Annotated in this window: 11 protein-coding genes; 7 read left to right on the top strand and 4 right to left on the bottom strand. The window is 64.5% G+C overall.

Annotated features, from left to right (window positions below; translation table 11 throughout):
- Window positions 1-36: 36 nt before the first annotated feature.
- Window positions 37-2,943 carry an Rne/Rng family ribonuclease gene (locus ACHFFA_RS02930; RefSeq protein ID WP_394269345.1) on the bottom strand — a complete coding sequence of 969 codons (2,907 nt, stop codon included), beginning with the start codon at window positions 2,941-2,943 and terminating at the stop codon, window positions 37-39.
- Between the two features lie 508 nt (window positions 2,944-3,451).
- Between ACHFFA_RS02930 and ACHFFA_RS02925 the strand changes: the two genes are divergently transcribed.
- The 5 genes from ACHFFA_RS02925 to ACHFFA_RS02905 all read left to right on the top strand — a co-directional run bounded on the left by ACHFFA_RS02925 (window position 3,452) and on the right by ACHFFA_RS02905 (window position 10,236).
- Window positions 3,452-4,270 carry an N-acetylmuramoyl-L-alanine amidase gene (locus ACHFFA_RS02925; protein ID WP_394269344.1) on the top strand — a complete coding sequence of 273 codons (819 nt, stop codon included), beginning with the start codon at window positions 3,452-3,454 and terminating at the stop codon, window positions 4,268-4,270.
- Window positions 4,271-4,400: 130 nt separating this feature from the next.
- Window positions 4,401-6,848: a penicillin-binding protein 1A gene (locus ACHFFA_RS02920; protein ID WP_394269360.1), complete on the top strand. Its 2,448-nt coding sequence runs from the start codon at window positions 4,401-4,403 to the stop codon at window positions 6,846-6,848.
- A 96-nt stretch (window positions 6,849-6,944) separates the two neighbouring features.
- Complete coding sequence (prfB, locus tag ACHFFA_RS02915; RefSeq protein ID WP_394269343.1) at window positions 6,945-8,072, top strand: peptide chain release factor 2; 1,128 nt, start codon at window positions 6,945-6,947, stop codon at window positions 8,070-8,072.
- Window positions 8,069-8,788 (top strand): class I SAM-dependent methyltransferase, encoded by a 720-nt coding sequence (locus tag ACHFFA_RS02910; protein ID WP_394269342.1) that lies wholly within the window; start codon window positions 8,069-8,071, stop codon window positions 8,786-8,788. Before prfB ends, ACHFFA_RS02910 begins: the two co-directional genes overlap by 4 nt.
- A gap of 41 nt (window positions 8,789-8,829) precedes the next feature.
- Window positions 8,830-10,236, top strand: coding sequence for an NAD(P)H-dependent flavin oxidoreductase (locus tag ACHFFA_RS02905; RefSeq protein ID WP_394269341.1), 1,407 nt, complete (start codon window positions 8,830-8,832; stop codon window positions 10,234-10,236).
- Here ACHFFA_RS02905 and ACHFFA_RS02900 read toward each other — a convergent pair.
- Complete coding sequence (locus ACHFFA_RS02900; RefSeq protein WP_394269340.1) at window positions 10,233-11,258, bottom strand: 2-hydroxyacid dehydrogenase; 1,026 nt, start codon at window positions 11,256-11,258, stop codon at window positions 10,233-10,235. The two genes, ACHFFA_RS02905 and ACHFFA_RS02900, sit on opposite strands and share 4 nt — an antisense overlap.
- A 77-nt stretch (window positions 11,259-11,335) precedes the next feature.
- Here ACHFFA_RS02900 and ACHFFA_RS02895 point away from each other — a divergent pair, with 77 nt between their 5' ends.
- Complete coding sequence (locus ACHFFA_RS02895; RefSeq protein ID WP_394269339.1) at window positions 11,336-11,806, top strand: SH3 domain-containing protein; 471 nt, start codon at window positions 11,336-11,338, stop codon at window positions 11,804-11,806.
- Between the two features lie 105 nt (window positions 11,807-11,911).
- Here ACHFFA_RS02895 and ACHFFA_RS02890 read toward each other — a convergent pair whose 3' ends face one another.
- Together ACHFFA_RS02890 and ACHFFA_RS02885 are read right to left on the bottom strand one after the other, a co-directional pair.
- Window positions 11,912-12,370 carry a hypothetical protein gene (locus ACHFFA_RS02890; protein WP_394269338.1) on the bottom strand — a complete coding sequence of 153 codons (459 nt, stop codon included), beginning with the start codon at window positions 12,368-12,370 and terminating at the stop codon, window positions 11,912-11,914.
- A 61-nt stretch (window positions 12,371-12,431) separates the two neighbouring features.
- Window positions 12,432-13,628, bottom strand: coding sequence for an acetyl-CoA C-acyltransferase (locus ACHFFA_RS02885; RefSeq protein WP_394269337.1), 1,197 nt, complete (start codon window positions 13,626-13,628; stop codon window positions 12,432-12,434).
- A 105-nt stretch (window positions 13,629-13,733) separates the two neighbouring features.
- On the opposite strand from ACHFFA_RS02885, the gene ACHFFA_RS02880 reads away from it, so the two are divergent.
- Window positions 13,734-14,662, top strand: a 929-nt coding sequence (locus ACHFFA_RS02880; protein WP_394269336.1) for an aldehyde dehydrogenase family protein, incomplete at its 3' end; no start/stop codon positions are given.

Genomic DNA, 14,662 nt, shown 5'->3' with positions numbered 1-14,662 from the left:
GTGGCCTCGCTTTGGTGAGCGAGGCCACCTGCTTTCCTATTCCCCGAAGGTTCGCTGCCACCACCCGCGACGCGGCTTGGCTTCAGGTTCGGCTTCGCTTGCAACCGAGGCGTTCGTCTGTTCGGCCTGCGCGGGGGCGGGCGGAGCCTCGGGCACTTCCGCAGCGCCTTCTGGAACGACGGCTGCGCCCTCCTCGCCCGTGGCGGGGGCAGGTTCGGCCTTGCGCCGGGTGCGGCGCGGTTTGGCCGGCTTTTCTTCGGCTTCCGGCGTCGTCGCAGCAGCGTCCGCCAACGGGGCCTCGTCGGTCTTCTTGCGGCGAACGCGGGGGCGTTTCACCGGTTCGGCGGGCTCTGCGTCCCCCGTGGGAACCTCGCTCGCCGCAGCTTCGCTATTGGCATCGGTGTCCGACGCGGCAGGCTTGGCCTTGCGCGGACGCGGCGCGCGCCGTTGACGCTTGGGAGGAGGCGAGGCTTCATCTGCCGCGACGGCCTCTGCCGTTCGGCCTTCAGTGCGGCCATCGTCCTCGGCGGCCGCCGCTTCGGCGGTCTGCGGTGCGTCGTCGGGACCGGCGACAACCGCCATGCTTTCGGCAACCTGTGCTGACACCTCTTCGAGCGCGGCGGCATCTTCGCTCGCCACCCCGCCATCTTCAAGTGCGGTCGCCTCCTCGTTGCGATCACGTCCCCGGCCCGAGCGGCGGCGACCGCCGCGACGACGTTTGCGCCGGCCATCCTGATCGGTTTCCTGCCGCTCGTCCGGCGCGTCGCCTTCTGCAGCGTGGGATTGATCGTCGTCCTGCTCGTTGTCGTTCTGCCCGGACTCATCGTCAGTATCGCCGGAACCACGATCTTCGAACTCGCCGCCATCGCCCCGCCGGTTGCGACCGCGACCGCCCCGACGCCGGCGGCGCGATTTCTTGCGCTCGCCGGTTTCGCCGTCGTCCGTCGTGTCGTCCCGGCGATCCGAAACCAGGGCGACGTCCTGGTCTTCGTCCTCGACGTCCACGTCGTCCTCGTCGTCATCGAGGTCGATCTCGTCGGTCACCGGTTCGAACCGCACCGGCTTCGTCGGTTTGGGCCCGTGGCTGGAAACGGACATCTTGGCTCCCTCTTCCTCGCCTTCGGGAACCACTTCGACAACAACGCCGTAGCGCGCCTCGATCTCCATGAGGTCCGCACGCTTTTCGTTGAGAAGATAGATTGCCGCCTCGGTGCTTGCGGCAAGGCGGATATGGGTGCCGCGGCCACGCGCCGCTTCCTCGCCGATCAGGCGGAGCGCCGACAGGCCGGCGGAGGAGGCGGTGCGGACCAGCCCGGTCCCGTCGCAATGCGGGCATTCCCGCGTCGTCGCCTCGAGCACGCCGGTGCGCAGCCGCTGGCGGCTCATCTCCATCAATCCGAAGGAACTGATCCGGCCAACCTGGATGCGAGCGCGATCGTGCTTGAGCGCGTCCTTCATCGCCTTCTCGACCTTGCGGGTGTTGGAGTGGTGCTCCATGTCGATAAAGTCGATGACGACCAGCCCGGCCATGTCGCGCAGGCGCAACTGACGGGCGATTTCCTTCGCCGCCTCAAGGTTGGTCGAAAGCGCCGTCTGCTCGATGTTGTGCTCGCGCGTCGAACGGCCCGAGTTGATATCGATCGAGACGAGCGCCTCGGTGGGGTTGATGACGAGGTAGCCGCCGCTTTTCAGCTGCACCACGGGATCGTACATCGCCTTGAGCTGATCCTCGGCCCCGAACCGCTGGAACAGGGGCACCGGATCGGCATATTCCTTCACCCGCCGCGCGTGGCTGGGCATCAGCATTTTCATGAAGGCTTTCGCCGCACGGTAACCGGCGGCGCCCTCCACGATCACTTCCTCGATATCGCGATTGTAGATGTCGCGAATGGCGCGTTTGATCAGATCGCTGTCGGAATGGATCAGGGCGGGGGCGGCCGACGCCAGCGTATTCTCGCGAATCTCGTCCCACAGCCGGGCGAGGTAATCGAAATCGCGCTTGATCTCGGTCTTGGTGCGGCTGAGGCCGGCGGTCCGCACGATCAGCCCCATCGATTGCGGCAAAGCGAGATCGCCCACGATCTCCTTCAATCGCTTGCGGTCGCCCGCCGACGAAATCTTGCGGCTGATGCCCCCGCCATGGCTGCTGTTGGGCATGAGCACGGTGTAACGGCCGGCAAGGCTGAGATAGCTGGTGAGGGCAGCGCCCTTGTTGCCGCGTTCTTCCTTGACGACCTGGACCAGCAGCACCTGGCGCCGCTGAATGACATCCTGGATCTTGTAGCGGCGGCGAAGTGCCAGACGGCGCGCCCGCGCATCGTCGACTTCCTTGGCCCTCGTGCGACCTCCATTGCGGCGCCGTCCACGCCCCCGGCCACCGCGCCCGCCATCACGCTCGTCGCGCTCCCGCTCGTCCGCCCCGTCGTCGAATGAGCTGTCGTCGTCGTTAGCCGCGTCGTTTTCGTCCTCCTTGTCGGACCGCCCGTCTTCGAGCGTGAGGACATCGTCCTTGTCCGAGGTATCGACTTCCTCAAGCCCGTCTTCGGCGAGATCCTCCGCCAGCGATTCTGCGCTTTCGTCCTCGGCGTCGTATTCGTCGCCGGGCATCTCGCCGCGCTCTTCCTCTTCAGCCCGGAGCCGGGCCTCTTCCTCCGCAGCCTCGGCTTCGGCGGCGAGCAGTGCGTCGCGGTCTTCCTTCGGGATCTGGTAATAGTCGGGATGGATTTCGCTGAAGGCAAGAAATCCGTGACGATTGCCGCCAAAGTCGACAAACGCCGCCTGTAGCGACGGTTCGACCCGTGTGACCTTTGCTAGATAGATATTGCCCTTGATCTGCTTCTTGTCGGCAGATTCGAAATCGAATTCCTCAATCCGATTACCCTTGAGTACCGCCACCCGGGTTTCTTCCTGGTGGCGCGCATCGATAAGCATGCGCGTTGCCATGTATATATCTCCATGCACGGCCGGGCGGGGCAGAGCCCGCCGACACGCCGTGCGATCGTTTGTATGTGTGGATGTAATCGTCGCGGCGCGTGGCCTGAACGATGGTCATAGGCCGGCGCGACGCTGTGGCGCCCCGCCGGGTATTCGTGACTGCCGTCATTGTCTTGCGCACGCTGCGCAGTCCGTACGACATTTCCACGAAGAAGCGGCGCGAAGCAGCTTCCACGGGATCGCACGGACAAAGGAAAGACATCGACTGCATCAACCTGGTCAAGAAAGCAGGGCCGGAAAGCGGCGCTGCATGCCGGATCGAGGCGACCCTCTTCGTCGCGTATCAGGTTCGCGCCGATCGGAGGCGCCGGCTATCCGGCGATCGGTTTGCTAGCACTGCGACCACAGATCGGCAACTATATTGCAAAATGACGTATTCGCAGCGAGACGGTTGGGCGCGATGATAGGCAGCCCACCCCGTCGAGTTCCCGTATCCTTCGTTCTGGGTGCCACAGGATTGGCAATCGCGGCAGTTCTCGTCGCCTCGATGGCGGGGTCGGGAAACGGCTATCTCTTGCGTGTCGATCTGCCCCGGCTGGCTCCGATGACCGCATTGCCAGTTGTCGAGGGAAGCGCCGGATGGCCGCTGGTGGTGATCGATCCCGGTCATGGCGGGCACGATCCCGGCGCGGCCGGCAGCGGATTTCAGGAAAAGGACGTCGTCCTCGGTCTTGCGCACAGTCTCAAGGCCGAACTTGAAGACGCCGGCGGGGTGCGCGTGGCGCTTACCCGCGCCGATGATCGCTATCTCCTTCATGCCGAGCGATTCGAAATCGCCCGCAAGCTTGGCGCGGAACTGTTTATTTCGCTCCATGCCGATAGCGCCGGGGAAGGCGGCGGGGCAGGCGGGGCGAGCATCTATACCCTTTCCAACCGGGCCTCCAGCGATGCCGCAGCGAGGTTCGCAGCGCGCGAAAACGCATCGGACATGCTCAACGGGGTCGATCTGGAACAGCAGAGCGATGCGGTCGGCAGCCTGCTGGTTGAACTGGCGCAGCGGCGCACCTCGGCCCGTTCGGATGAATTCGCGGCTCTCGTATTGCGCGAGGCTGAGGGCAAGATCGCCTTTCACCCTCAGGCGAGGCGCTACGCCGCCCTCAAGGTTCTGCGCGCGCCGGACGTTCCTTCGATCCTGTTCGAAAGCGGCTTCATCACCAATGCTGCCGATGCCGAACGGTTGACTTCGCCCCGCGGCCGGGCGGCGTTCGCTAGCTCGTTGGCCTCGGCGATCCGCATCTATCTTGCCACACACGCCGCGTCCGAGGGCGCGCCATGACACAGCGCGATCGGATATGGCGCATCCGTGAAAAGGCGTGCTAAGGCCGCCGCCTGTCATGCAGCAAACAAGCACGATGTCCTATTGGCGCGGTCGCCTCGCCAACGATCCGCGGCGTTTCGCCCGCTGGATGTGCGCGAACTGGGCGCACAGCACGAGATTGCGCATCCTTACCTATCTTGCGGGGCTGGTTCTCGCTCTGCTGGTGCTTGCCTGGGTGCTGTTGGCTCGCAACTTGCCCGAGGCAAGCACACTGCTGGAATACGAAACCCCGCTGCCGACGGTCGTGCGCGGTATCGACGGTGAGATCGTCCATTCCTATGCTCGCGAGCGCCGCGTGCAGCTGCAGTATGCCGACTTTCCCAAACCTCTGATCGAGGCGTTCCTCGCAGCCGAGGACAAGACCTTCTTCAGCCACGGCGGGGTCGATCTGTTCGGCACCCTCAATGCGGTGTTCGACTACGCCACCAAGTTCGGTTCGGGCGAACGCGCGGTCGGCGGGTCCACGATTACGCAGCAGGTGGCGAAGAACCTGCTGCTGTCGGACGAGTATTCGGTCACCCGCAAGCTGAAGGAGATGATCCTGGCCCGACGGATCGAGCAGGTGATGACCAAGCCCGAGATCCTCGAGCTTTATCTCAACGAAATTCCGCTCGGCCGGCGAAGCTTCGGGGTACAGGCGGCCAGCCGTGCCTATTTCGACAAGGATGTCGCCGATCTCGAGCTGTCGGAAGCCGCGTTCCTCGCGATTCTTCCCAAGGCGCCCGAACGATATGGCCGGGCCCGGTACCAGGATATGGCGATCGAACGACGCAATTTCGTTCTCGACCAGATGGTTGCCAATGGATTTGCGACCCCTTCGGCGGCCGCCGAAGCGAAGTCGCGGCCCCTTGGTCTGGTGCAGCAGCGGACCGAACGATCGGCCGACGCCGGCTATTTCCTTGAAGAGGTGCGCCGCCAGCTGATCGAACAGTTCGGAGAGACAGCCGAGGACGGGCAAGACAGCGTCTATGCCGGTGGTCTCTGGGTGCGGACATCACTCGACACCGAAATGCAGGATGCCGCGCGCGATGCCCTTCGTGCCGGATTGCTGCGCTATCATGGCAATCGGCCGTGGACCAAGCCGATCGCCACTCTCAATCCTGACAATGGCGATCTTACCTCGCAGCTGGCCTCGTCGAATCTCTCGATCAGCTACCGGGACTGGCGGGTAGGGGTCGTCACCGAAGCAGGTTCGGGGGCAACCATCGGGTTCAGCGACGGCGAAACCGCATCGCTTTCCGGCGCACCGGCTGCGGTCAAGGTCGGCGATGTGGTGGCAGCCGAAAGTTCGGGCAATGGCTATCGGCTGCGCACCGTGCCCGAGGTATCGGGCGCGTTCCTCGCCCAAAGCCCGCAGACCGGGCGGATCATGGCGATGCAGGGCGGGTTCGACAGCCGCCTCGGCAGCTTCAACCGGGCGACGCAGGCGCTGCGCCAGCCGGGCTCCACTATCAAGCCGTTCGTCTACGCCGCCGGTCTCGACCACGGCATGACGCCGGCGAGCCAGGTGCCCGACCAGACCTTCTGTTTCTGGCAAGGCGCCAATCTGGGCGAGAAATGCTTCCGGAATTTCGGCGGTGGCGGGGGCGGCACCCATACCATGCGCTGGGGGCTCGAGCAGAGCCGCAATCTGATGACCGTGCATATCGCCATGGAAGCCGGAATGCCGCAGGTAACCAAGACCTTTGCGCAGGTCGGTATCGGTCAGTACGACAACTATCCCAGCTTTGCGCTTGGCGCGGGCGACACGACGGTCGAAAAGATGGTCAACGCCTATGCTGCGCTGGCCAACTGGGGCCGGCAGTATGCGCCGAGCGTCATCGATTACGTGCAGGATCGCCGGGGCAAGGTGATCTGGCGTTCGGACCAGCGCCAGTGCGACAGCTGCAACATGCCCGAATGGGACGGCTCGCCCATGCCGCGCTTCGAACCGGGCGGCAAACAGGTCATGGACCCGCGCACTGCCTTCCAGGTGGTTCACATGCTTCAGGGTGTGATCACTCGTGGCACCGCGGTACGCCTGCGCGATCTGAACCTGCCCCTGTTTGGCAAGACCGGCACCACCAGCGGACCGACCAATGCCTGGTTCGTCGGTGGCAGCCCCGATATCGTCGCGGGGACCTATATCGGTTATGATCAGCCCCGGAACCTCGGCGGCTGGGTACAAGGCGGCAATACTGCGGCGCCGATCTTCAAGCAATTCGTCGAAGAGACCCGCGATCGCTGGACCGCCGACGATTTCGTTGCCCCTCCCGGCGTGCGCATGGTCAAGATCGACCGCCGCAGCGGGAAGCGGGTTTTCGCCGGCTCGCCCAGCGACGATCCACAGGCAGCCGTGATCTGGGAGGCTTTCAAACCGGATACGGAACCGCCGCGGGCCACCCGGACCGACGAACTCGCGGCCCGCCGGAACGAAATTCTCGAGCTTTTGCGACGGGCTCGGCAGGGGGCCCGGCAGAATGCGCCGCCGGTCGCCGCCGCCCCGCGGGCACAGCCGCAACCTGCGGTGATCGAGGAAGCGGTCGCGGCCGACTAAGGGCGCGACCAGGCACCCCGTTACAAGCGGCACCGCCTGCTTTACAAATCGTGCTGGCCCGCTAGTCCGGCGAACCGCTTGCAGAAGGAATGATCCATGCGTGCCGAAGGGCAGGCCCATATCGAACGCATCAATGCCGCGCTGGCGCTCGTCCGCCAGTCGCTGGACTGGGAGCGTGCGCTGCGCCGCCTCGACGAACTGGAAGCCCGCGTGCAGGACCCCAACCTGTGGTCCGATCCGAAGGAAGCGCAGGCGATTTCGCAGGAGCACAAGCGTCTCGGCAATGCGATCAAGACGGTCCGTGAAATCGAGGGCGAAATGGCGGACGCGATCGAATTCGTCGAGATGGGCGAGGCAGAGGGCGATGACGACATTGCCGCCGAAGGCCTCCGAACGCTCGAGCGGCTGGCAGACCGTGCGGATGGCGACAAGGTGCAGGCGCTGCTTTCGGGCGAGGCCGACGGCAACGACACCTATCTGGAAATCCATGCTGGCGCCGGGGGCACAGAAAGCCAGGACTGGGCCGAGATGCTCTTCCGGATGTACGCCCGCTGGGCCGAACGGCGCGGCTTCAAGGTGGAGACGGTGGAGTACCAGGCAGGGGATCAGGCGGGGATCAAGTCCGCGACGCTTCTGCTGAAGGGTGAAAACGCCTACGGCTATGCCAAGACCGAAAGCGGAGTCCACCGTCTCGTCCGCATCAGCCCGTACGACAGTTCCGCCCGGCGGCACACCAGCTTCAGTTCGGTTTGGGTCTACCCCGTGATTGATGACGACATCGACATCGAGATCAACCCGGCGGATCTGAAGATTGACACCTACCGCGCCAGCGGGGCGGGTGGGCAGCACGTCAATACCACCGATTCCGCGGTCCGGATCACCCACCAGCCCACTGGCATCGTGGTCGCCAGCCAGCAGGATCGCAGCCAGCACAAGAACCGCGCGACCGCGATGGGCATGCTCAAGGCGCGCCTCTTCGAACGCGAAATGGCCGAGCGTGAGGCGGCGGCATCGGGCGAGTATCAGGAAAAGAGCGACATCGGCTGGGGGCACCAGATCCGCTCCTACGTCCTGCAACCCTATCAGATGGTCAAGGACCTGCGCACCGGCGTGACCTCGCCCACTCCGGATGACGTGCTGGATGGCGCGCTCGATCCGTTCATCTCCGCCGCGCTTGCCCAGCGCGTGACCGGAGAGACAGTCGAGATAGAGGACGTCGAGTGAAACGCACGGCCGCCTTTGTGCTGTCGCTTGCAGGGCTGGGCGCGTGCGGGCCCGCATCGCCCAATGCCGGCACCGCGCTGGTCTTTCCGTCGCCCGACCGTCCGGTATCGGGGCTCGGATCGAACCAGTTTTCGACCGAGGACCAGCGTGACAGCCGGGGCGAAGCGCAGACGGTAATGGACCTTGCCCGTATCACACCGGGGATGACGGTGGCCGATATCGGCGCGGGAAATGGCTACTACACGGTCCGCCTGTCGGAACGCGTCGGGCCGGAAGGCCGTGTGCTTGCCCAGGATATCGACCGCGACGCACTCGACCGGCTTGCCCGCCGGGTGGAACGCGAAGGGCTGGCGAACATCTCGATCCGCAAGGGGGAACCTGCCGATCCCATGCTTCCCGCAGGAAGTTTCGACCGGGTCTTCATGGTGCATATGTATCACGAGATCGAACAACCCTATGAGTTCCTGTGGCGAATGTGGCCGGCGCTGCGCGAAGGCGGGCAGGTCATCGTGGTCGATATCGACCGGCCCACTGACCAGCACGGGATCGACCCCTTGCTGCTCTCCTGCGAATTCGAACGGGTCGGTTATCGGCTGGTCGCTTTCAGAAGTGCGCCGCAACTGTCAGGCTACTATGCACAATTCGAGGCGGCCGCTAACAGGCCGCGTCCGCAGGATATCCAGCCCTGCCGCAATGATGCGAACCGCGCCGCCTGACTGCGGCTCAGCGGCACGGCGCCAGAACGAAAGAACATGCGATGAGCTTCAAGGGTCTCAGCCCCATTGTTTACGGCGGGCGTGAAGTCCTGCCGCTGGTCGAAGGTGGCAAGGGCGTCTCCGCGAGCAATCACATGAGCTCGGGTGCTTGGGCGGCGGCCGGCGGCATCGGCACCGTCAGCGCGGTCAACGCCGACAGCTATGACGTCGACGGCAATCCCATTCCGCAAGTCTATCCGCAGGCCACCCGGGTGGAGCGGTTCGAGCAGCTTGTCCGCTATGCCATCGCCGGCGCGACCGAGCAGGTGCGCCGCGCGCATGAGATTGCCGGCGGGCAGGGTGCGATCAACATCAACGTCCTGTGGGAGATGGGCGGCGCTCAGCAGGTGCTCGAGGGCGTCCTGGAAAACTGCCCCGGTCTCGTCACCGGCGTTACCTGCGGCGCGGGCATGCCCTACAAGCTTGCCGAAATCGCGGCGCGATACAATGTGCACTACCTGCCCATCGTCAGCAGCGCCCGCGCCTTTCGTGCCCTGTGGAAGCGCAGCTATTCCCGGGTGCCGGAGTTGATGGCCGCGGTCGTCTATGAAGATCCGTGGCTGGCGGGCGGGCATAACGGGCTGTCCAATGCCGAAGACCCGCTCAGCCCGGAAGATCCCCACCCCCGGGTCAAGGCGCTGCGTGACACGATGCGGGCCGAGGGCGTGAGCGAGGACACTGCGATCGTCATGGCCGGCGGGGTGTGGTTCCTGCGCGAATGGAACGACTGGATCGACAATCCCGAGCTTGGCAAGATCGCTTTTCAGTTCGGGACGCGGCCCCTGCTGACCCATGAGAGCCCGATCCCGCAGGTCTGGAAGGATATGCTACGGACGGTCGAGCCCGGCGATGTGCTGCTTCACAAGTTCTCGCCGACCGGCTTTTACTCGAGCGCGGTGAAGACCCCTTTCCTCTATGACCTGATGCACCGCAGCGAGCGCCAGATTCCGATCTTCAAGCGGGACGAGGAAGACGGCACGATACCGCTGCTGGATCATGGGAAAGCCAAGTATTTCTATGTCCACCCGGGCGATCAGCGCAAGGCGCTGGCCTGGATCCATGAAGGTTTTACCGAACCGCTCAAGACGCCCGACGATACGGTCGTTTTCGTCACGCCGGAAAGCGCCGAACAGATACGTGCCGACCAGCAGGCCTGTATGGGCTGCCTGTCGCACTGTCAGTTTTCAAGCTGGAAGGATCACGACAACCACACCACGGGTAGGCTGGCCGACCCGCGCAGCTTCTGCATTCAGAAGACCCTGCAGGATATCGCCCACGGCGGCGACCCGGACGACAATCTCGCCTTTGCCGGGCACGCGGCATACCGTTTCAAGCAGGACCCGTTCTATTCGAACAACTTCACGCCCACCGTGAAGCAGCTGGTCGAGCGTATCCTCACTGGCGATTAGGCGAGCGCACTCAACACCTGATCGGGCGGGCGATGCCCGTCGGCCCACATCCGGATGTTGGCGATGACCTTCATCCCCGATTCCTCGCGGCCTTCCCTCGTCGCGCTGCCGATGTGGGGCAGGGTCATGACATTGGGGTGGCGGATCAAGCGCGCATCGACTTCGGGTTCATCAGGGTACACATCCAGCCCGGCACCCGCGAGCCGGCCGTCCTCAAGCGCCTCGATCAGCGCCTCCTGATCGATCAGGTCGCCGCGAGCGGTGTTCACGAGGCTGGCCCCAGGCTTCATCAGCGCAAACCGCCGCCGATCGAGAAGATGATGATTATCGGCGCTCGACGGGCAATGGAGCGTCAGGATATCGGCCTTCGCGATCAGCTCGTCGAGCGATCCGTAATAGCGCGCGCCGAACATACGCTCGGCCTCTGCCGGCAGCTTGCGGCGATTGTGATAGGCGATCTCGAGGCCAAACGCCCGCGCCCGGTGCGCCACGGCCTGTCCGATACGTCCCATGCCGACAATGCCCAGCGTCTTTCCAGCCAGCTTGCGCCCGAGCAGGGCGGTGGGGGCCCATCCGGTCCATTCGCCCTGCCTCACCAGTTCGACGCCTTCGCGAACCCGGCGGGGCACGCCGATGATGCAGGCCATCGCCAGATCCGCCGTGTCGTCGGTGAAGACGCCCGGCGTATTCGTGACGAAGATGCGGCGCCGCGACGCCGCGGCAAGATCTATGTGATCCGTACCCGCCCCAAAGCTTGCGATCAGCTTGAGGTCGGGCCCCGCATTCGCGATGAGGTCGGCGTCCAGCAAATCTGTCACCGTCGGCACGATCACATCGCATTCCTGCATGGCCTGGGCCAGCCGGTCGCGCGTCAACGGCACATCGGAGGGATTGAGAGTAACGTCGAACAGCTCGACCAGTCGTGCTTCGACCGCAGGTTCGAGATGCCGGGTAACATACACCCGGGGCCGCCGATCATGCCGGGAGGGGAGGGGCGGGGAAGAGGCAGAGGAGGCGGACATCGGGCGGGGCTAAACGCTCGACGCTGCGTGGGTCAAGCGCGCTTGCCGCGCCCGGTCACGGCAAGTAACAGGACGCCATGATCCCGCTCCGCATCGCCTTCCTGTCCGTCCTGCTGATCGGCATGTCCATTCCGGCATCCGGCCAGGACCGCGAGGTGCCCTACTGGGCAAGTGTGCGCGCATCGGAACTGAACCTGCGGGTCGGGCCGAGCGAGGATTACCCCGTCGAATGGGTCTATCATCGTGCAGGTCTGCCGGTGAAGGTTCTGCGCGTCATGCAGGGATGGCGGTTCATCGAGGATCCCGATGGCACGCGGGGCTGGGTGGTCGCGCGGCTGCTCAGCCCGGAACGGGCAGCGATCGTGACCGGCAACGGCCTTGCCGACATGCGCGCCGACGCGGGGGCTTCTGCGCCGCTCAAATGGCGAGTGGAACCGGGCGTTTCGGGAATGCTCGGCAGCTGCAAGGACGGATGGTGCAGCTTTGTCACCGGACGTTATCGGGGCTGGATCCGCCAGGATCGCTTGTGGGGTGCCGGCGCTCTTTGAGCGTTCGCCCGCGCCAGCCAACAATTTCACCTTCGCAAGAAAAAAGGGTGGCCCTTGCGGACCACCCTTCCATCGGTGTGAAGCAACAGTCTTACGAAAGCCGATTCAATTCGTTCCCGCGGTAGCGGCGATCTTTCGAACTGTCCCAAAAGTGGCCCCTGTGCCATCGGTCATGGTGAAAGCACCATCCGCGCCCGGCTTGCCGCCGGTATAGCAGCTTTCCGGTTCCGCCCCCTGCGGGTCGAAGCACAGCTGCGCACCGTTTTCGCGCCACATGCCCTTCTGCGTCTCGACGCCAGAGACGTTGGTGTAGGCGTAGGTGCCGTCCGGATTGAGCTGCTGGCGGATGACCGTCCCGTCGGATTGCTTGACCTCATAGGTGCCGACCGCGCCGCTGTTGGCCATGCGGGGCTGTGAGGTCTGCACCGTGGTGTTTGCCGTCTGCGACGGTGCCGCCACCTCGGTCGAGGTGGGGGTGACGGCCGTCTCTTCCGAGTTCGAGCCACACGCGGCGAGCGCCGCGCAGCACCCGATAACCAGCATCTTCTTCATCGACTTCTCCATGATTACTGCCTTCCTCAACGTGAAACCCGGGAAAGCTTTCCTGAATGCTTGCTGCGGGCGATCACACGAGTTCGAGGGCGACCGCTGTTGCCTCACCCCCGCCGATACACAGAGATGCGATGCCGCGCGTCTTGCCCTGCTGCTTGAGCGCGTTCAGCAGGGTGACGATGATCCGGGTGCCGCTGGCGCCGATCGGATGGCCGAGCGCCGTGCCCCCGCCGTTGACGTTGATCTTGTCGTGCGGAATGCCGATGTCGCGCATCGCGAACATCGCCACGCACGCGAAAGCCTCGTTGATTTCCCACAGATCCACCTCGTCGGCGGACCATCCGGCATGGTCGAGCACCTTGTGGATGGCCCCGATCGGTGCGGTGGTGAAGGTCGCAGGCTCCTGCGCGTGTGCGGCGACTGCGACGATCCGGGCGACGGGGGCGTATCCCTCGTCATCGGCCTTGCTTTGCCGGGTCAGCACGACTGCGGCCGCGCCATCCGAAATCGAACTGGAGGTAGCGGCGGTGATCGTCCCGTCCTTGGCGAAGGCCGGTTTCAGGGTCGGAATCTTGTCGGGCTTGCCCCGGCCGGGCTGTTCGTCCCGGTCGATCGTGAGCTCGCCGGTGCGCGACGAGACCGTCACCGGCACGACCTCGGCATCGAAGGCTCCGCTTTCGATGGCGGTGTTGGCGCGGCGCAGGGATTCGATGGAATAGGCGTCCATCTCTTCGCGCGTCATCTGGTATTCGTTCGCGGTTTCCTGCGCGAAAGTGCCCATCGCGCGGCCTTCCTCGTAGGCATCTTCCAGCCCGTCGAGGAACATGTGATCATAGGCCGTGTCATGCCCGATCCGCGCGCCCGAGCGATGCTTCTTGAGGAGGTACGGGGCGTTCGTCATGCTCTCCATCCCGCCGGCCACGACAAAATCCACCGTACCGCTGGCGAGGGCCTCGGCTCCCATGATGACCGTCTGCATGCCGCTGCCGCAGACCTTGTTGACGGTAGTCGCCTGCACGGAGGTGGGCAGGCCGGCCTTGATGCTCGCCTGGCGCGCCGGTGCCTGGCCGAGCCCGGCAGGCAGCACGCAGCCCATGTAGGTGCGGTCGAACCGGTCCGCCGGCACGCCTGAGCGCTCGACGGCGGCTTTAACCGCAGTCGCCCCGAGATCGGTTGCCGAGACGTCCGCCAGAACACCCTGCATCCCGCCCATCGGGGTGCGCGCATAGGACAGGATGACGATGGGATCGCTTGCGTTGAATTGCGGCATTCTTATGCTGGTCCTCGATAGCTGAAGTTCGTATCGTGCAGCGCAGCACGAGACGGGCGGCGGCAAACTAGAGTGCCGTCCGGGCGAAAGCAAAGGGAGACGACGATGCCCGAACTGGCGACGACCGAGATGACCGGGATGCTGCAACGCCAGCGTGCGGCGCATCACATGATGCGGCCAGAACCGATGGCCCTGCGCAAGGACAGGATCGAACGCGCGATCCGTCTGCTTCGCGATCATTCCGATGCACTATGCCAGGCGATGGGCGAGGATTTCGGCAATCGTTCCGCCTATCAGTCCAAGCTCACCGATATCGACGGAACGATCAATTTCGGGCGCCATTGCCTGAAGCACCTCGATGGATGGGCCAAGGCGGACAGGAGGCAGGTCCAGTTTCCGCTCGGCCTGCTCGGCGCCAAGGCCGAAGTGCGTTACGAGCCCAAGGGCGTGGTGGGCATCCTCAGTCCTTGGAACTTCCCGGTCAATCTCACTTTCGGGCCGCTGATGCAGGTCTTTGCCGCCGGTAACCGGGCGATGATCAAGCCTTCGGAATTCACGGAGAAAACCAGCGCCCTGATGCGCGACCTGGTAAGCGAATTCTTTACTGCCGACGAATGCGTGGTCTTCACCGGTGGGCCCGAGGTGGCCCATGCGTTCAGCGAGCTGCCTTTCGATCACCTGGTCTTCACCGGTTCCACCGCCACGGGCCGCAAGGTGATGGAAGCCGCTGCAAAGAACCTCGTCCCGGTAACCCTCGAACTCGGAGGCAAAAGCCCGGTTATCATGGGGCAGGATGCCGATCTCGCCAAGGCGGGTGAAAAAGTTGCCTTGGGCAAGATGCTGAACGCTGGTCAGATCTGTCTTGCGCCCGATTACCTGTATGTCCCCGCCGAGCGCGAGGACGAGGCGATCCACGGCGTGTGGCAGGGAACGGCCAATCTTTACCCAACCCTGCTGGAAAACGAAGATTATGCCAGCATCGTGACGGATCGCCATTTCGACCGACTGCAAGGCCTTGTCCAGGATGCCCGCGA

It is taken from the genome of Qipengyuania sp. (assembly GCF_043423005.1).
Taxonomy (GTDB): Bacteria; Pseudomonadota; Alphaproteobacteria; order Sphingomonadales; family Sphingomonadaceae; genus Qipengyuania.
This window is presented reverse-complemented; position numbering and strand designations above follow the sequence as displayed.

Excerpts from the sequence above, each read along its gene's own strand:
- ACHFFA_RS02930 (WP_394269345.1), bottom strand. The coding sequence starts at position 2,943 with ATGGCAACGCGCATGCTTATCGATGCGCGCCACCAGGAAGAAACCCGG.
- ACHFFA_RS02920 (WP_394269360.1), top strand. The coding sequence starts at position 4,401 with ATGTGCGCGAACTGGGCGCACAGCACGAGATTGCGCATCCTTACCTAT.
- prfB (WP_394269343.1), top strand. The coding sequence starts at position 6,945 with ATGCGTGCCGAAGGGCAGGCCCATATCGAACGCATCAATGCCGCGCTG.
- ACHFFA_RS02905 (WP_394269341.1), top strand. The coding sequence starts at position 8,830 with ATGAGCTTCAAGGGTCTCAGCCCCATTGTTTACGGCGGGCGTGAAGTC.
- ACHFFA_RS02900 (WP_394269340.1), bottom strand. The coding sequence starts at position 11,258 with ATGTCCGCCTCCTCTGCCTCTTCCCCGCCCCTCCCCTCCCGGCATGAT.
- ACHFFA_RS02895 (WP_394269339.1), top strand. The coding sequence starts at position 11,336 with ATGATCCCGCTCCGCATCGCCTTCCTGTCCGTCCTGCTGATCGGCATG.
- ACHFFA_RS02890 (WP_394269338.1), bottom strand. The coding sequence starts at position 12,370 with ATGGAGAAGTCGATGAAGAAGATGCTGGTTATCGGGTGCTGCGCGGCG.
- ACHFFA_RS02885 (WP_394269337.1), bottom strand. The coding sequence starts at position 13,628 with ATGCCGCAATTCAACGCAAGCGATCCCATCGTCATCCTGTCCTATGCG.